Annotated in this window: 18 protein-coding genes and 2 riboswitches; of the genes, 16 read left to right on the top strand and 2 right to left on the bottom strand. The window is 42.3% G+C overall.

The window, feature by feature from the left end; translation table 11 throughout:
* Window positions 1–195 precede the first annotated feature (195 nt).
* The 8 genes from lctO to thiE all read left to right on the top strand — a co-directional run bounded on the left by lctO (window position 196) and on the right by thiE (window position 6,985).
* Window positions 196–1,332: an L-lactate oxidase gene (gene lctO, locus GOM48_RS07325; protein ID WP_235096999.1), complete on the top strand. Its 1,137-nt coding sequence runs from the start codon at window positions 196–198 to the stop codon at window positions 1,330–1,332.
* 148 nt (window positions 1,333–1,480) lie between these two features.
* Window positions 1,481–1,569, top strand: a riboswitch (TPP riboswitch).
* Window positions 1,570–1,727: 158 nt separating this feature from the next.
* On the top strand, window positions 1,728–2,288 hold the full coding sequence (locus GOM48_RS07320; protein WP_000915272.1) for an ECF transporter S component: 561 nt from the start codon (window positions 1,728–1,730) through the stop codon (window positions 2,286–2,288).
* Complete coding sequence (locus tag GOM48_RS07315; protein WP_235096997.1) at window positions 2,289–3,674, top strand: ATP-binding cassette domain-containing protein; 1,386 nt, start codon at window positions 2,289–2,291, stop codon at window positions 3,672–3,674.
* Between the two features lies 1 nt (window position 3,675).
* Window positions 3,676–4,326, top strand: a complete 651-nt coding sequence (locus GOM48_RS07310) for an energy-coupling factor transporter transmembrane component T (protein WP_235096988.1) — start codon at window positions 3,676–3,678, stop codon at window positions 4,324–4,326.
* Between the two features lie 10 nt (window positions 4,327–4,336).
* Window positions 4,337–5,029, top strand: coding sequence for a thiaminase II (gene tenA / locus GOM48_RS07305; protein WP_235096973.1), 693 nt, complete (start codon window positions 4,337–4,339; stop codon window positions 5,027–5,029).
* A 3-nt stretch (window positions 5,030–5,032) separates the two neighbouring features.
* Entirely contained in the window at window positions 5,033–5,557 is a 525-nt protein-coding gene (thiW, locus tag GOM48_RS07300; RefSeq protein ID WP_235096957.1) for an energy coupling factor transporter S component ThiW, read from the top strand.
* On the top strand, window positions 5,557–6,360 hold the full coding sequence (locus GOM48_RS07295) for a hydroxyethylthiazole kinase (protein WP_235096944.1): 804 nt from the start codon (window positions 5,557–5,559) through the stop codon (window positions 6,358–6,360). The genes thiW and GOM48_RS07295 overlap by 1 nt, the downstream gene beginning before the upstream one ends.
* Entirely contained in the window at window positions 6,353–6,985 is a 633-nt protein-coding gene (gene thiE / locus GOM48_RS07290) for a thiamine phosphate synthase (protein ID WP_235096943.1), read from the top strand. Before GOM48_RS07295 ends, thiE begins: the two co-directional genes overlap by 8 nt.
* Before the next feature lie 45 nt (window positions 6,986–7,030).
* Here thiE and thiD read toward each other — a convergent pair whose 3' ends face one another.
* Window positions 7,031–7,822: a bifunctional hydroxymethylpyrimidine kinase/phosphomethylpyrimidine kinase gene (gene thiD, locus GOM48_RS07285; RefSeq protein ID WP_235096937.1), complete on the bottom strand. Its 792-nt coding sequence runs from the start codon at window positions 7,820–7,822 to the stop codon at window positions 7,031–7,033.
* 83 nt (window positions 7,823–7,905) lie between these two features.
* Window positions 7,906–8,004, bottom strand: a riboswitch (TPP riboswitch).
* A gap of 183 nt (window positions 8,005–8,187) precedes the next feature.
* Here thiD and GOM48_RS07280 point away from each other — a divergent pair.
* The 7 genes from GOM48_RS07280 to manA all read left to right on the top strand — a co-directional run bounded on the left by GOM48_RS07280 (window position 8,188) and on the right by manA (window position 15,339).
* On the top strand, window positions 8,188–8,583 hold the full coding sequence (locus GOM48_RS07280; RefSeq protein WP_235096928.1) for a CopY/TcrY family copper transport repressor: 396 nt from the start codon (window positions 8,188–8,190) through the stop codon (window positions 8,581–8,583).
* A 10-nt stretch (window positions 8,584–8,593) separates the two neighbouring features.
* The gene (locus GOM48_RS07275) at window positions 8,594–8,965 is read left to right on the top strand and encodes a cupredoxin domain-containing protein (RefSeq protein WP_235096920.1); all 372 of its coding nucleotides are present in this window, start codon (window positions 8,594–8,596) and stop codon (window positions 8,963–8,965) included.
* A gap of 9 nt (window positions 8,966–8,974) precedes the next feature.
* A complete protein-coding gene (locus GOM48_RS07270; protein ID WP_235096912.1) occupies window positions 8,975–11,218 on the top strand; it encodes a heavy metal translocating P-type ATPase in 2,244 nt (747 codons plus the stop codon).
* Between the two features lie 213 nt (window positions 11,219–11,431).
* On the top strand, window positions 11,432–13,207 hold the full coding sequence (gene spxB, locus GOM48_RS07265) for a pyruvate oxidase (protein WP_007520383.1): 1,776 nt from the start codon (window positions 11,432–11,434) through the stop codon (window positions 13,205–13,207).
* A gap of 110 nt (window positions 13,208–13,317) precedes the next feature.
* A complete protein-coding gene (locus tag GOM48_RS07260; protein WP_235096906.1) occupies window positions 13,318–13,665 on the top strand; it encodes a VOC family protein in 348 nt (115 codons plus the stop codon).
* A 217-nt stretch (window positions 13,666–13,882) separates the two neighbouring features.
* Complete coding sequence (locus GOM48_RS07255; protein ID WP_235096904.1) at window positions 13,883–14,143, top strand: SWEET family sugar transporter; 261 nt, start codon at window positions 13,883–13,885, stop codon at window positions 14,141–14,143.
* 251 nt (window positions 14,144–14,394) lie between these two features.
* Window positions 14,395–15,339 (top strand): mannose-6-phosphate isomerase, class I, encoded by a 945-nt coding sequence (manA, locus tag GOM48_RS07250; RefSeq protein WP_235096890.1) that lies wholly within the window; start codon window positions 14,395–14,397, stop codon window positions 15,337–15,339.
* 40 nt (window positions 15,340–15,379) lie between these two features.
* On the opposite strand, the gene GOM48_RS07245 is transcribed toward manA, so the two are convergent.
* Window positions 15,380–16,720: a sodium-dependent transporter gene (locus GOM48_RS07245; protein WP_235096881.1), complete on the bottom strand. Its 1,341-nt coding sequence runs from the start codon at window positions 16,718–16,720 to the stop codon at window positions 15,380–15,382.
* Between the two features lie 251 nt (window positions 16,721–16,971).
* Between GOM48_RS07245 and GOM48_RS07240 the strand changes: the two genes are divergently transcribed.
* Window positions 16,972–17,712, top strand: a complete 741-nt coding sequence (locus GOM48_RS07240) for a MerR family transcriptional regulator (protein ID WP_235096873.1) — start codon at window positions 16,972–16,974, stop codon at window positions 17,710–17,712.
* The last annotated feature ends 215 nt before the right edge of the window (window positions 17,713–17,927 follow it).

Raw genomic sequence — 17,927 nt, 5'->3', positions numbered from 1 at the left:
TCTAGGAATAATATAGCTATTGTAGCACTAAAGGGCATGTTTGGATAATATGAATTTTTTATCACAATGATAGAAAATATTTATCATGTCTGTGATTTGAAATTTCCAGACAAATTTTTTGAAAGGAATCTGAAAAAGGGTTAAGATAGTTTATGTAAGATAAAGTAAACGCTTACTTAATAAGGAGGACACTTTATGTCATATAAAACAAGCAATGCAGAAGGACCTGTAGATTTTATTAACACTTATGATTTGGAGCCAATGGCACAACAAGTCATTCCTAAATCAGCCTTTGGCTATATCGCTAGTGGTGCGGAAGATACTTTCACTTTACGCGAGAACATCCGTGCCTTTAACCACAAACTCATCGTTCCGCATACTCTTTGTGATGTTGAAAATCCAAGTACAGAGATTGAATTTGCTGGTGAAAAATTGTCTTCACCAATTATTATGGCGCCTGTTGCGGCTCATAAATTGGCAAATGAGCAGGGGGAAGTAGCTACTGCACGTGGTGTGCATAAATTTGGTTCTCTCTACACAACTAGTTCCTACTCTACTGTTGACCTTCCAGAAATTACGGAAGCTCTTCAAGGGACACCTCATTGGTTCCAATTTTACTTTAGTAAGGATGACGGGATTAACCGCCATATCATGGACCGTGTCAAGGCTGAAGGCTACAAAGCGATTGTCTTGACGGCGGATGCAACTGTAGGGGGCAATCGTGAGGTCGATAAGCGCAATGGTTTTGTCTTCCCGGTTGGCATGCCGATTGTTGAGGAATACCTGCCAGAAGGTGCTGGAAAATCAATGGACTTTGTTTACAAATCAGCTAAACAACGCTTGTCTCCACGCGATGTCGAATTTATCGCTGAATACTCAGGTCTTCCTGTGTATGTCAAGGGGCCACAATGCCGTGAAGACGTTGAACGTTCGCTTTCCGCAGGTGCTTCTGGTATCTGGGTAACCAACCACGGTGGCCGCCAAATCGACGGTGGGCCAGCGGCCTTTGACTCACTTCAAGAAGTAGCAGAAGCAGTTGATAAACGTGTGCCAATTGTCTTTGACTCTGGTGTTCGTCGTGGTCAGCACGTCTTTAAAGCTTTGGCTTCAGGAGCAGACTTGGTAGCTATTGGCCGCCCTGTGATCTATGGTTTGGCTCTTGGTGGTAGTGTTGGTGTGCGTCAAGTCTTTGAGCACTTGAATGCAGAATTGAAGACAGTCATGCAGTTATCTGGAACTCAGACTATTGAAGATGTCAAACACTTCAAACTCCGTCACAATCCATACAATCCATCCTTCCCAGTTGATTCACGTGATTTGAAGTTGTATTGATAAAGTAGAAAGTCTCCATTTGATGTGGAGATTTTTCTTCGTGTATAGAAAGATTAAATCGTTATCAGAAACTATATAAATATATTTTTCGGTCAAATATCTTGCTAGGGCTTTCAATTTCTGTTATACTGGTCCAGTAATAAAATAATAAAGACATTTGGGGTGCTTTAGGCTGAGATGATACCCATTGAACCTGATACAGTTAATACTGGCGAAGGGAAATGTGAAAAGGTTTTTTTCGTATGTCGAAAAGAACTGTCTAATCTTGTAAGGTAAACTCTAATTCTCGTTTGTAATTGGAGTTTTTTTGTTTATCAAAAGAGGATAGGCTTGACCGCAAGTCTTTTGGTAGCTCTCCTTGAATGCCCCACTTTTCTTTAAAAAAGGAGTTTTTTATGTTGAAAAAATGGCAGTTAAAAGATGTTATCTTACTTGCTTTCTTGTCTATCTTTTTTGGTGGCGTTTTTGTGGGTTCAGGCTATCTGTTTGATATCCTCACCCTAATCTTGGCCCCTCTTGGTTTGCAGGCCTTTGCCAACGAAATCCTTTTTGGTCTCTGGTGTATGGCTGCGCCCATTGCGGCCATCTTTGTTCCAAGAGTCGGAAGCGCAACGATTGGAGAAGTGCTCGCTGCGCTTGCTGAAGTCCTATATGGTAGCCAATTCGGTCTAGGTGCTCTTTTGTCTGGCTTGGTTCAAGGGTTGGGAAGTGAATTTGGTTTTCTTGTGACCAAGAATCGCTATGAAAGTTGGCTCTCTCTAACTGCTAATAGTATTGGGATTACGCTTTTTAGCTTTGTCTATGAATACATTAAATTAGGTTACTACGCCTTCTCCCTTCCTTTTGTCCTTTCCTTGCTGGTGGTGCGTTTTATTTCCGTCTTTTTCTTCTGTACCATTTTGGTTCGTGCCATTGTCAAACTCTATCATCAGTTTGCGGCTGGAGGAAAGGCGTAGATGGGGCTGGAACTACGGGGGATTCAGTCCCCAATCTTTTCGGAGCCAATTGATTTTACTTTTCATGCGCAAGCTTTTACCTTGTTAGTTGGGAGCAGTGGTTCAGGAAAATCCAGTCTCTTTCAAATCATTGCCCAGGTCACTTCCTTGCCCTATAGTGGTCAAGTCCTGATAGATGGGAGCGAGGTTAGTCAGCTTTCTACCGTTAAACGTGTTCAGACGGTTGGTATTCTCTTTCAAAATCCCAATCATCAATTTACCATGGAGAATTTGTTTGAGGAACTGATTTTTACCTTGGAGAATATCGGGCATCCCCTCCAAGAGATTGATACTAAAATAGCTGAGGCAGTCCGGCAATGCCGTTGCGAGGCAATCTTGCACCGTCCCATCCATCACTTATCAGGTGGGGAAAAGCAAAAGGCTGCGCTGGCTGTTCTCTTTGCCATGAATCCTAGGGTCTATCTCTTGGATGAGCCCTTTGCTTCTATTGACCGCAAAAGTAGGATAGAGATATTGGAGATTCTAAAGGAGTTGGCCTCTAATGGGAAGACAGTTATTTTGTGCGACCATGATTTATCAGACTATGAAGCCTATATCGACCATATGGTTGAGTTAATAGACGGACAGCTAAGGGAAGTGTTTCAAATCCCTTCCTCTGAAATGACACAGGTTGCTTCAAAGGAAGTTGCTTCTAGTCCAGAACTATTCCATATGGACCGTGTGACTTGTGAGCTGGGTAATCACCTTCTCTTTTCGATTGCGGATTTCACATTTTACCAAGGGATTTCCTGTATCCTGGGTGACAATGGCGTCGGGAAATCAACCCTCTTTCGCTCCATTCTTCAATTTCAAAAGTATAAAGGTCGCATTACTTGGAAGGGTTGGGTTCTTAAAAAGAAAAAGAGTTTGTATCGTGATCTGACGGGTGTTGTTCAGGAAGCTGAGAAGCAGTTTATCCGAGTCAGCCTGCGAGAGGAACTGCAATTAGATAGTTCAGACTCCGTGAGAAATCAGCGGATTCTCCAAGCATTACGATATTTTAATCTGGAGCAGGCGCTTGATAAGAGTCCCTATCAATTAAGTGGTGGCCAACAAAAGATTCTTCAGCTTTTGACCATCTTGACCAGCAAGGCTTCTGTGATCTTGCTAGATGAGCCATTTGCTGGTTTGGATGATAGAGCCTGCGACTACTTTTGTCAGTGGATGTTGGAGGAGAGCAATCAAGGAAGAAGTTTTTTGATCATTAGCCATCGTTTAGATCCCTTGATCTCTGTGGTTGATTATTGGATTGAGATGACTAGTGAGGGGCTCAGTCATCTCCAAGACGTGACCATCAGCAAACCTCTCCCCTCTCTGAACAATGATACTCTAGGGGAGGTGAGGTAGTATGATCAAAGTAGCAACCAAGACACCAGTTATCAGCCTCTTCTTTCTAATTTTATCCTTGGAAACATCTTTCATTCCTTCGATTGCTCTTAATCTTTCTGTAGTCGCATTTTGCATCCTCTTTATGCTCTATTATCGTCGATTTAAAATGTTAGCTTGGATGCTCTTGCTCGCCATTTTACCATCTTTGGCTAATTACTGGGCAATTCAGTTACATGGGGATGCTTCGCAGGCAGTGATACTTGGGACGAGGGCTTTTGTGACGGTTTGTATTGGTCTTGTCTTTGTTTCCAGTATTTCCCTAAAAGAGCTTTTCTTGTACTTGGCCCAAAAGGGACTATCGCGTTCTTGGGCCTATGCCTTGATTGTGGTATTCAATTCCTTTCCCCTCATTCAGCAAGAAATCAAGTCTCTAAAAGAAGCTTGCTTATTACGTGGTCAAGAACTGCATGTTTGGTCGCCCTTGATTTACAGCAAGGTTCTGATGACGGTCTTTAGATGGCGCCATCTTTATCTGAGAGCTTTGTCTGCGCACGGATATGACGAACATGCACAGTTGGAGAATCGCTATCGAACCTTTTATATTCCTCAAAGGACAACATTGATTTACCTACTTTACTTTTTATTGCTTCAAACCAGCCTATTTCTATAAAGGAGTTATTATGGAATTTACAGATATTGCGATGGAATTATCCAAGGAAGCTTGGCAGGCTTCCTTTCACCATCCCTTTGTTCTACAGTTACAAGAGGGAACGTTAGAACCTTCTATTTTTCGCTATTACCTGATTCAGGATGCCTACTATCTGAAGGCCTTCTCAGAAGCCTATCACCTCTTGGCTGATAAGACTTCAAACCAAGAGATGAAAAGACTCTTGAAACAAAATGCCCAGAGTCTAGTGGAGGGTGAGTTGTTTATCCGTAAACAATTTTTCAAGGAATTAGGAATCAGCGACCAGGAAATGGACGAACAACCGATTGCTCCAACCTGTTATCATTACATTTCTCATATTTATCGACAGTTTGCAGAGCCAAACTTGGGCATTGCTTTTGCTAGTTTGCTTCCATGTCCTTGGTTATACCATGATTTGGGCAAGGCACTTAATCGCAAACCATCCCCGAATCCTCTTTATCAACAGTGGATTGAAACCTATATCACCGATGAGTTAGAACAGCAGATTAAAGAGGAAGAAGCCCTGGTCAATCAGCTCTATCGCGAAAGCGACGAGACGGACAAACAAAAAATGCTAGAGGCCTTCCACCGAAGTGTCCACATGGAAGCCAAGTTTTGGGAGATGGCTTACCAACACCAAACATGGACGAGTGATTTGCAGTCCTTAGAAAAAGAGAAGAAATAGAAAATGAGAAACCACCAATTACAAGTTCACAAATTGACCATTTTATCCATGATGATTGCTCTTGACGTAGTTCTTACACCCATCTTTCGAATTGAAGGGATGGCACCGATGTCCAGTGTAGTCAATATTCTTGCAGGGATCTTGATGGGGCCTGTTTATGCCTTAATCATGGCTACAGTCACAGCCTTTATCCGTATGACGACTCAAGGGATTCCACCTTTAGCTCTTACAGGAGCTACTTTCGGAGCCCTCCTTGCAGGTCTCTTTTATAAGTATGGTCGGAAATTTCACTATTCTGCTCTAGGAGAGATTTTGGGAACAGGTATTATCGGTTCCATTGTTTCCTATCCTGTCATGGTTCTCTTTACAGGATCTGCGGCGAAGCTTAGCTGGTTTATCTACACCCCTCGATTTTTCGGAGCAACCTTGATCGGTACAGCGATTTCCTTTATTGCCTTTCGATTTTTAATCAAGCAGGAATTCTTTAAAAAAGTGCAGGGATATTTCTTTGGTGAAAGGATAGACTGATGCAGAAATTGACAAATCCTTTCCCTCTAGCAACCAGTTCCTTGATTCACTGTATTACCAATGAGATTTCTTGTGAGATGCTGGCTAATGGTATTTTGGCTCTGGGATGCAAACCTGTCATGGCAGATGATCCCCGTGAGGTTCTTGATTTTACCAAACAAAGCCAGGCTCTTTTCATCAATTTGGGACATTTGTCAGCCGAGAAGGAAAAAGCAATCCGTAGGGCAGCTTCTTATGCAAACCAAGCTTCTCTCCCAATGGTAGTAGATGCGGTTGGCATAGCGGCTTCCCCCATTCGTAAGGATTTAGTCAGAGATCTTTTAGACTATAGACCTGCGGTCCTTAAAGGAAATATGTCGGAAATCCGAAGTCTTGTTGACTTAAAACACCACGGAGTCGGGGTCGATGCTAGTGCTAAAGATCAAGAAACTGAGGATCTGCTTCAAGCCTTGAAAGACTGGTGTCAGCTTTATCCGAGTAAGTCATTCTTAGTCACGGGTCCCAAGGACCTCATCGTTTCAGAAAATCAGGTTGCTGTATTGGGAAATGGCTATGCAGAATTAGACTGGATAACAGGGACGGGAGACTTAGTTGGAGCCTTGACAGCCGTTTTTCTTAGCCAAGGAAAGACTGCCTTTGAAGCTTCTTGTCTAGCGGTTTCTTATCTCAATATCTCTGCCGAGAGAATTCTTGTCCAAGGAATGGGATTGGAAGAGTTTCGCTTTCAAACTCTCAATCAGCTCTCTCTCCTAAAAAGAGACGAAAACTGGCTAGAAGCCATCAAAGGAGACTTTTATGAATAGAGAAGCACTCAGACTATATCTGGTAACCAATCGCTACCAAGATTCCTTGGAAAGCTTTCTTGAAAAAGTTGAGACGGCCTGCCGTTCAGGTGTTACCATCATCCAACTACGAGAAAAAAAACTCACAACCAATCAATACTATCAACTGGCAAAACAAGTCAAGGAAATAACCGATACCTATCAAGTTCCCTTGATTATCGATGATCGTTTGGATGTTTGTCTTGCAGTTGATGCTGCTGGTCTGCATATCGGAGACGATGAGCTACCAGTTTCAGTTGCCCGCCAAGTCTTGGGACCTGACAAAATCCTCGGTGTCACTGCTAAAACAGTAAAAAGAGCCCTGGAAGCAGAAACATCGGGTGCGGATTACTTGGGAACAGGAGCCATTTTCCCGACTACGACCAAAGAAAATGCACCCATCACCCTGATTTCAACCTTGAAAACAATTTGCCAAACGGTCGCCATTCCAGTAGTTGCTATTGGAGGCTTGACGTCAGAGAACATTGACCAACTTGCTGCAACTGGTATCGCTGGTGTAGCTGTAGTACGTGATTTGATGCAGGCAGAAGATATAGAGGCAAAAACGCAAGCATTTTTAATAAAGCTGGATGACATTATTTCCTAATCAAAAACTCTCTAATTCCCTTAAAGTGGGAAATAGAGAGTTTTTTTAATCTTTAAAGCTTGTATGGTTGACTGGACCAGAACCATGACCGAGTTGAGGGGCGTCTTGGATGGCTTTTGTAATAAAGGCCTTGGCCTTATCTACTGCCTGATAGAGGGTCTTCCCCTTGGCTAGTTCAGCCGTGATCACTGCAGCAAAGGTACATCCAGTACCATGGGTGTGACAGGTTTGAATTCTTGGGCTTTCCCAGACAAATTGCTCATCCTTGGTAAAGAGGAAATCCTTGGCACCACCTTCAAGATGACCACCTTTGATAACCACAGACTGAGGACCAAATTCTTTTAAAATCAGGCGGCCAGCACGTTGCATATCTTCTGGATTATGAATTGAGAAACCAACAATTTCTTCTGCCTCAGGAAGATTGGGTGTAATAATAGTCGCAAGTGGAAGCAGGTTTGTTTTTAGGTAGGTTCTCGCACTAGTATCTATCAGGGTATCACCGCTTGTTGCGACCATAACAGGGTCAAGCACGTAGGGGCAGTCCAGCTTTTTAAGATAGGGTTGGATAATCTCCATGATTTCAGTAGTTGCCAGCATACCAGTTTTTACAGCCTGAGGCTTGATATCCGAAAAGACGCTCTCCAATTGGGCTTTCAACATTTGAGGAGAAACGTGCTCGATTAGCTGAACGCCTCTGGTATTTTGAGCGACAAGACTGGTCACAACTGCCATTCCATAGACATCTCTAGCTTGGAACGACTTCAAATCAGCCATAATGCCAGCACCGCCACTAGGGTCTGTCCCAGCAATGGTCAGAGCAACGGGTAAATAAGTCATCTAAAACCTCCCAACCAACTGAAGTTTGTATTTTTAAGAACAAGCAAGTCTGTTTTAGGAAGGAAATAGAAGACTGGTAGTCGACATTATCATTTCCACTTCCATCAGCTAGCATTACCTAGATTGAGTCAAAGGGATCTAACAGTCGTTAATCTCAGCTTTACGCACCCCTAGTGGTTGTTTTCTTTTTTCTACAGTATAGCATATTTTTATAGTATATATAGAAAAATTTGACTGCAAATCTCTCGTTACATGATTAGAATTCTATTTTTCGAAAAAATAATAAAAATTATAGTTGACAAATGTAGATTTTTGGAATATACTGATAACTGTAATCGACAAATGTAGATTTAGGAGGTGTGATTATGCAGATTTCAGATGCAGAATGGCAGGTCATGAAGATTATTTGGATGCAAGGAGAGCAGACCAGTAGGGATTTGATCAGGGTTCTGGCGGAGCGGTTCGACTGGTCCAAGTCAACCATTCAAACTCTTTTGGCTCGTTTGGTTGAGAAAGAGTGTCTGACAAGGGAAAAAGAAGGCAAGTCCTTTGTTTATTCAGCCCTTTTAACTCTGGACCAAAGTCGGGATTTACTTGTCCAAGATATCAAGGACAAGGTTTGTTCTCGTAGGATTAAGAACTTGTTGGCTGATTTGATTGCTGAATGTGATTTTACTCAGGCTGACTTGGAAGACTTAGAAGCTGTGATTTCTAAGAAGAAATCAAGCGCTGTAACAGAAGTAAGATGTAATTGTATGTAAAGGAGACGTCATGTTAAATAGTATTGTAACCATTATTTGTATTGCCCTTATCGCGTTTATCTTGTTTTGGTTTTTCAAAAAGCCTGAAAAATCTGAACAAAAGGCCCAGCAAAAAAAGGGTTACCAAGAGATTCGAGTGGAAGTCATGGGGGGCTATACGCCTGAGTTGATTATCCTCAAGAAATCAGTGCCAGCCCGCATTATCTTTGACCGCAAGGACCCTTCACCCTGTCTAGATCAGATCGTCTTTCCAGACTTTGGAGTGCATGCGGACTTGCCTATGGGTGAAGAGTATGTAGTGGAAATCACACCTGAGCAAGCTGGAGAGTTTGGCTTTGCATGTGGTATGAACATGATGCACGGCAAGATGATTGTAGAGTAGGAGGAGATGATGACAGAAATTGTGAAAGCAAGCCTAGAAAATGGCATTCAAAAAATCCGTATCCGAGCTGAAAAAGGCTATCATCCAGCCCATATCCAACTCCAAAAAGGGATTCCAGCTGAGATCACCTTTCATCGTGCAACCCCTTCAAACTGTTACAAGGAAATTCTTTTTGAAGAAGAAGGTATTCTAGAACCAATCGGTGTGGACGAGGAGAAGACAATTCGTTTTACTCCTCAAGAATTAGGCCAACATGAATTTTCTTGTGGTATGAAGATGCAAAAGGGGAGTTATACCGTAGTTGAGAAGACTCGAAAATCTCTATCACTTTTACAGCGTTTTTGGATTACTAGTATCTTTACTGTGCCTCTTGTGATTCTCATGATTGGGATGTCGACAGGAGGAATTAGTCACCAAGTCATGCGTTGGGGAACCTTTTTAGCCACAACACCGATTATGCTAGTAGCAGGTGGTCCTTATATCCAAAGTGCTTGGGCTAGTTTTAAAAAGCACAATGCCAACATGGATACCTTGGTTGCTCTGGGAACCCTAGTGGCCTATTTCTATAGCTTAGTTGCCCTCTTCGCTGGTCTCCCCGTTTACTTTGAAAGTGCTGCATTTATCTTCTTCTTCGTTCTTATGGGAGCCGTTTTTGAGGAGAAAATGCGGAAAAATACTTCCCAAGCTGTGGAGAAATTACTTGACTTGCAGGCTAAAACTGCAGAAGTCTTGCGTGAGGATAACTATGTTCAAGTCCCCTTGGAGCAAGTCAAGGCAGGTGACCTGATTCGAGTGCGTCCCGGTGAAAAGATTGCGGTTGATGGTATCGTAGTGGAAGGTGTCTCTAGTATTGATGAGTCTATGGTGACAGGTGAGAGTCTGCCTGTGGACAAGACAGTTGGAGATACCGTCATTGGTTCAACCATCAATAATAGTGGAACACTTGTTTTTAGAGCAGAAAAAGTTGGTTCAGAGACTGTTTTGGCTCAGATTGTGGATTTTGTGAAGAAAGCTCAGACAAGTCGTGCGCCGATTCAGGACTTGACGGATAAAATTTCAGGGATTTTTGTCCCAGCAGTTGTCATTTTAGGGATTGTGACCTTTTGGGTTTGGTTCGTCTTGCTCAGGGATAGTGTAGTTGTGCTTGGAGCGAGCTTTGTGTCTTCGCTTCTCTATGGAGTAGCAGTTCTGATTATTGCCTGCCCTTGTGCATTGGGACTTGCAACACCGACAGCCCTTATGGTGGGGACAGGTCGCAGTGCCAAGATGGGAGTTCTCCTCAAAAATGGAACGGTTCTACAGGAAATCCAGAAAGTCCAAACTATTGTTTTTGATAAGACAGGAACTTTGACGGAAGGGAAACCTGTGGTCACAGATATCATCGGCGACGAAGTAGAGGTGCTTGGATTGGCAGCTTCCTTGGAAGAAGCTTCTCAACACCCACTGGCTGAGGCCATTGTCAAGCGAGCGACTGAAACTGGACTTGAGCTTCACACTGTGGAAAATTTCCAAGCCTTGCACGGAAAAGGTGTGACTGGGATTATCAATGGGAAACAAGTCTTGCTGGGGAATGCTAAACTTTTAGCTGACCTTGCTATTCCACATGATTATCAAGAACGATTTGATTTGCTTGAGAAAGAAGCAAAAACAGTTGTCTTCCTATCCGTAGATGGTCAGTTAAAAGGCTTAATTGCCTTGCAGGATGTCCCTAAGGAAAATGCTCGAGAAGCCATTGCTAAATTAAAGAAACGCGGCCTCAGAACGGTCATGCTTACTGGAGATAATGTTGGAGTAGCCCATGCTATTGCAGAGCAAATTGGGATCGAAGAGGTCATTGCAGGTGTCTTGCCAGAAGAAAAAGCGCATGAAGTCCATCAACTACAAGAGGCTGGTAAAGTAGCCTTTATCGGAGATGGTATCAATGATGCGCCAGCCCTCAGTGTAGCAGATGTTGGGATTGCCATGGGCGCAGGAACCGATATTGCTATTGAGTCGGCAGGGATTGTTCTTACTCACAATGATTTGACAGGAGTGGTTCGAGCCTTTGATATGAGTAAGAGAACCTTCAATCGTATCTTGCTCAATCTCTTCTGGGCCTTTATCTACAATGTCATCGGAATTCCGATTGCAGCTGGTGTCTTTTCAGGGATTGGATTGGCCCTCAATCCAGAACTGGCTGGTCTAGCCATGGCCTTTAGTTCTGTATCTGTTTTAACCAGTTCACTCATGCTAAACTTTAGTAAAATAGACTAAAAGCGAGCTTACTCGCTTTTTTATTATAAAACAGTTTTCTAAAGCGTTTTCAATCTGTGCTGTAATAGAGAATGCAAACTTCTGAGCACATTCTTAGGATACTCAAAGTAAATGTGGTAAATTAGGATTGTAAATTTACTGAATCGCTTTCAAACAACATATAAAAGCGCTTTTTGTAAATGTATGAAATTATTTTGAAGGAGAGTTATCATTATGACTCAAGGGAAAATTACTGCATCTGCAGCAATGCTCAACGTATTGAAAACATGGGGCGTAGACACAATCTACGGTATCCCATCAGGAACACTCAGCTCATTGATGGACGCTTTGGCTGAAGACAAAGATATCCGCTTCTTGCAAGTTCGCCACGAAGAAACAGGTGCTCTTGCAGCGGTTATGCAAGCTAAATTCGGCGGCTCAATCGGGGTTGCAGTTGGTTCAGGTGGACCAGGTGCGACTCACTTGATTAACGGTGTTTACGATGCAGCTATGGATAACACTCCATTCCTTGCTATCCTTGGATCACGTCCTGTTAACGAACTCAACATGGATGCCTTCCAAGAATTGAACCAAAACCCAATGTACAACGGTATCGCTGTTTACAACAAACGTGTCGCTTACGCTGAGCAATTGCCAAAAGTAATCGACGAAGCTTGCCGTGCTGCAGTTTCTAAAAAAGGTCCAGCTGTTGTTGAAATCCCAGTAAACTTCGGTTTCCAAGAAATCGACGAAAACTCATACTATGGTTCAGGTTCATACGAACGTTCATTCATCGCTCCTGCCTTGAACGAAGTTGAAATCGACAAAGCTGTTGAAATCTTGAACAATGCTGAACGCCCAGTTATCTACGCTGGTTACGGTGGTGTTAAAGCTGGTGAAGTGATTACTGAATTGTCACGTAAAATCAAAGCACCAATCATCACAACTGGTAAAAACTTTGAAGCTTTTGAATGGAACTACGAAGGTTTGACAGGTTCTGCTTACCGTGTTGGTTGGAAACCAGCCAACGAAGTGGTCTTTGAAGCAGACACAGTTCTTTTCCTTGGTTCAAACTTCCCATTTGCTGAAGTTTACGAAGCCTTCAAGAACACTGAAAAATTCATCCAAGTCGATATCGATCCATACAAACTTGGTAAACGTCATGCCCTTGACGCTTCTATCCTTGGTGATGCAGGTCAAGCAGCGAAAGCAATCCTTGATAAAGTAAACCCAGTAGAATCTACTCCATGGTGGCGTGCAAACGTGAAGAACAACCAAAACTGGCGTGATTACATGAACAAACTCGAAGGTAAAACTGAGGGTGAATTGCAATTGTACCAAGTTTACAATGCTATTAATAAACATGCTGACCAAGACGCTATCTACTCAATCGACGTAGGTGACACTACTCAAACATCTACTCGTCACCTTCACATGACACCTAAGAACATGTGGCGTACATCTCCACTCTTTGCGACAATGGGTATTGCCCTTCCTGGTGGTATCGCTGCTAAGAAAGACAATCCTGATCGCCAAGTATGGAACATCATGGGTGACGGTGCATTTAACATGTGCTACCCAGATGTTATCACAAACGTTCAATACGACCTTCCAGTTATCAACGTTGTCTTCTCAAATGGTAAATATGCCTTCATCAAGGACAAATACGAAGACACAAACAAACACTTGTTTGGTTGTGACTTCCCTAATGCTGACTATGCGAAAATCGCTGAAGCGCAAGGTGCTGTAGGATTTACAGTTGACCGTATCGAAGATATCGATGCAGTTGTTGCAGAAGCTGTTAAATTGAACAAAGAAGGTAAAACTGTTGTGATCGATGCTCGCATCTCTCAACATCGTCCACTTCCAGTAGAAGTACTTGAATTGGATCCAAAACAACACTCAGAAGAAGCAATCAAAGCCTTCAAGGAAAAATACGAAGCAGAAGAACTCGTACCATTCCGCCTCTTCTTGGAAGAAGAAGGATTGCAATCACGCGCAATCAAATAATTCCTCTCATCGAAAATCAAATGTAAACGTTGTAGATTTTATTCTTTGATTTTCTTAGAGTAGAACTTGAAAAGATCGGAGCAATCCGGTCTTTTTATGGAGGATAGTAAATGAATTTAAATCAATTAGATATCATCGTTTCAGATGTTCCTCAAGTCTGTGCTGACTTGGAGCGTATTTTGGATAAAAAAGCCGATTATGTTGACGACAGTTTTGCTCAGTTTACTATTGGCAGTCATTGTCTTATGTTGTCAGAGAAACATTTGATTTCTTTGGAAAACTTTCAGTCAGGAATCATTCTTCACATTGAGGTTGAGGATGTAGAGCAGAACTACAAACGGTTGAAAGAGCTTGGTGCCGACATTTTACACGGTCCGGCTGTAACTGATTGGGGAACGGAATCGCTACTAGTTAAAGGTCCAGCTGGTCTAGTGATTGATTTTTATCGTATGAAGTAGGGCGCGTAGTCATTTGACGTTAACCTTAGCTATTTTTAAAACAGAAATTGAGAATGTGAATTATTAAAAGATCGGAGCAATCCGGTCTTTTTCTGTTTCCTCTTTCTTATCACAAGATTGTGATAGTTTACATCTTCATAACAAAAGCTACAAAGTCTTGATTGTCTTGAAAAAAGATTATAAAATATGATTCATAAAAATGAAAGAGGTTTTGAAAATGTCTGAAAAACAAATGAAAACTTTGGGTTGGGTAGCGACCTTCATGTCCGTTATGATGTATGTGTCTTACTTCCCACAAATCATGAACAACTTGGCTGGTCAAAAAGGAAACTTCATCCAACCCTTGGTCGCAGCCATCAACTGTAGTTTATGGGTTTATTACGGCTTGTTCAAAAAGGAAAGAGATATTCCCCTTGCTGCTGCCAATGCACCAGGTATCGTTTTTGGCCTAGTAACGGCTATCACGGCTTTGGTTTAAAAGGAGACTGGTTTCAGTCTGTTTTCTAGCAAAGTATAGTCTTAAGTGAAAATTTTATGGTGAGTTGAGGAAAACAGCCTATTGACAGCGAGCTTTCTGAGTGTTGCTTTAGAGGTTCCTCCATCAAGTAAAAGATTATTTCGTTACTATTTTTATAAAATCTTCTCCCTACTTTATAAGATGTGAAAAAGAGTTCAATTAGATCGAGCTTTTTGCTATAATGAGGGGAGAAAAACAGACAGGAGAATAAGATGTCAGAACCATTATTTTTACAATCAGTTATGCAAGAAAAAATCTGGGGCGGAACCAAGCTACGTGATGAGTTTGGATACGACATCCCAAGTGAAAAAATTGGCGAATACTGGGCTATCTCAGCCCACCCAAATGGTGTTTCCAAGGTAGCAAATGGTCGTTTTGAGGGAACAGACCTAGCTACTTTGTATGCGGAACACCGTGAATTATTTGGTAACCGTCCAGAGCCTGTATTTCCACTCTTGACCAAGATTCTCGATGCCAACGACTGGCTCAGTGTCCAAGTTCACCCAGACGATGCCTATGGATTAGAACATGAAGGCGAGTTAGGGAAAACAGAGTGCTGGTACATCATCGCTGCAGATGAAGGTTCAGAGATTATCTATGGCCATAATGCCAAGTCAAAAGAAGAACTCCGTAAGCAAATCGAGGACAAGAACTGGGATGCCTTGCTGACCAAAGTGCCAGTTAAGGCTGGAGATTTCTTCTATGTTCCGAGTGGCACCATGCACGCTATCGGAGCAGGCATCTTGATTCTTGAAACTCAGCAGTCTAGCGATACCACCTATCGTGTCTATGACTTTGACCGCAAGGACGACAAGGGCAACTTGCGTGAACTTCACCTTGAAAAATCCATCGATGTTTTAAACATTGGAGAGCCTGCCAATAGCCGTCCTGTAACTATCAAAGCTGATGATTTGCGTTCAACTCTTCTTGTGTCTAATGACTTCTTCGCAGTTTACAAGTGGGAAATTACTGGAAAAGTTGACTTTGAAAAGACAGCTGACTACAGCCTGTTCAGCGTCTTAGCTGGTCAAGGTCAACTGTCTGTTGATGGGACAAACTATCCAATCCAAAAAGGCAGCCACTTTATCCTACCAAGTGATGTTGAAGCTTGGACCTTGGAAGGGCAAGGTTTGGAATTGATTGTTAGCCATCCATAAAAAAGAAAGGGCCTGAGTTCATTACTCAAGTCCTTTTTGATTACATAAATTGGGCGATAAAGACCACAATGATGATGATAGGAATGATAAAACGAAGAAGGAAAAGCCAGACTTGGAAAAGTCCCTGTTTCCATGCTCTTTCATCGAGATGTAGTTCCTCCATAGCAAGAGCCTTTTTAAAGATGTAGCCTGTAAAGAGAGAAAGGCAGAGGGCTCCAAATGGCATGAGAAGATTGGAAACCAAGAAGTCCATAGCGTCAAAGAAGGTCTTCCCAAAGATATGAACGTCCGCCATAACACCGTAAGATAAGGCTGAAGGAATTCCAAAAACAAAGGTCAAGATTCCTAAAATGGCACTCCATTTAGCACGCTTGCTGTTGTCCTGATTGGTGATATTGCCCACATTGATTTCCAGCATCACTACGGAAGAAGTGACCGTCGCAAAGAGGAATAGCAAGAGGAAGAGGATGTAGAAAATGGTTCCAAAAGGCATCTTGTCAAAGAGTTGAGGCAAGACGATAAAGAGCAGGCTTGGTCCCCCTTCAGACTGGATATTGAAGGCTGACATGGCTGGGAAAATGGCTAGTCCTGCCATGATGGATACCGAGATGTTCATGGCTACGATGGAAATCCCTGACTGGACCAGATTGGTTTTCTTGTCCAAGTAGGAAGCATAGGTCAGCATAGCTGTCACCCCTAGTGAGAGGGCAAAGAAAGATTGTCCCAGAGCATAGAGGAGCCCAGCACTGGTTAGTTTTGAAAAGTCTGGTTTGAGGAAGTAGAGAACCCCTTCCATGGCGTTTGGCAAGCTGAGAGAGCGTCCAATAATCACGACAAAGATGATAAAGAGTAGCGGCATCATGACTTTTGAGGCTCTTTCAATCCCTCTTTGAACCCCACGTGATACAATAAAGATATTCAACAAGATAAAGGTAGCTTGTGCGCCGAGGGCAATGGCTGGATTTGAAATGATTGAAGTAAATAACTGAGCATAATCACCCGTTCCACCAAGTTGGAACAATTTCCCAAACTCAATGCCCAAATAGACTAGAATCCAACCTCCAATAACACTGTAAAAGGAGAGAAGGATAAAGAGGGCAAAGGCACCAATCCAACCGATAAAGTTGTACTTGCTATTGTTGCCCAGTTTTCCAAAGGCTTTGATAGCGGAAACGCCAGCACTACGACCAAGGGCAAATTCAGCAAGCAGGAGCGGGAAACCGATTAAAATGGTAGAAATGAGAAAGACTAGTAAAAAGCCTCCACCGCCATTAGCAGCAGTCATGTAAGGAAACTTCCAAACGGCACCAAGTCCGATGGCTGAACCAGCAGACGCTAGGATGAAGCCTAGTTTTGAGCCCCATTGCGATTTTTCTGACATAGTTGAAACTCCAATCTCGTTTTTTTAATAAGAAAAGGCTACTTGAGTTGTCAAATAGCCCTCTCTCAATGGCTCTTTATGAGCCTTCTGTTTGATTGATAGACTTGACTATCCTATCATGTTTTCTAAGGTCTGTCAAGAAAACCATTTTCAAGTTTTCACACCTTTCTCAAATAGTTAAAAATTTTTCGCAAAAACGCTTGACTCTGACCTAAGGGTAGGGGTTATACTATTCTTGTAAGGAGGAAATCATGTACCATATAAAAGAAGCTGCGCAGCTTTCAGGTGTCTCTGTCAAGACCCTGCACCACTACGATAAGATAGGACTCTTGGTTCCCTTAAAGTCGGAAAACGGCTATCGAACCTACAGTCAAGAGGATTTGGAACACCTGCAGGTCATTCTGTATTACAAATATCTAGGTTTTTCTTTAGAAAAAATAGCAGAGCTGTTAAAGGAAGAAAGGACAGATTTATTGCCTCATTTGACTAGGCAGTTGGACTATCTAACTCGAGAAAGGCAACATCTGGATACTTTGATTTCCACCTTGCAAAAAACCATTCAAGAACAAAAAGGAGAAATAGAAATGTCTATTGAGGAAAAATTTACTGGATTTAACTACCGAGACCATCAAAAATACCACCAAGAGGCGGTAGAGAAATATGGTCAAGAAGTCATGGGACAAGCGCTTGAACGCCAAAAAGGTCGCGAAGACGAGGCCACAGCCGCCTTTAACCAAGTTTTTCAATCCTTAGCACAAAACCTTCAAGCTGGTCTGCCTGAAACAGCGGCCAAAAACCAAGAAGAAGCAGCCAAACTCTTGCAAGCTATTCGTACTTATGGATTTGACTGCTCTATTGAGGTATTTGGCCATATCGGTAAAGGCTACGTCTACAACCCAGAGTTTAAGGAAAACATTGACAAATTTGGACCTGGAACAGCCCAGTACACATCAGATGTTATTACCCACTATGTTCAAACTCAGATAAAATAAGCATCGCTGGAGATTTGTCCTGCTCCGCTAAAAAAGCTAAATCTTCTGTTTAACTTTTTAGGGAGCAGGTCATTTTAGTTGTTATCTTTTTGGAAAGCATTCTGGTCCCAGACTCTTTACTTTGTTGCTAAAGGGAAATTCATTTTTAAAGTTTTTGCATTGTCAACTCTGAGTGATTAGTTCGCCTTGATAAAATCAGTAAAAAAAGATATGAT

Origin of the sequence: Streptococcus oralis (assembly GCF_021497885.1) — a bacterium.
Lineage (GTDB): Bacteria > Bacillota > Bacilli > Lactobacillales > Streptococcaceae > Streptococcus > Streptococcus oralis_BQ.
The sequence above is the reverse complement of the archived record's forward strand: the minus strand, read 5'-3'. Positions and strand labels throughout refer to the sequence as shown.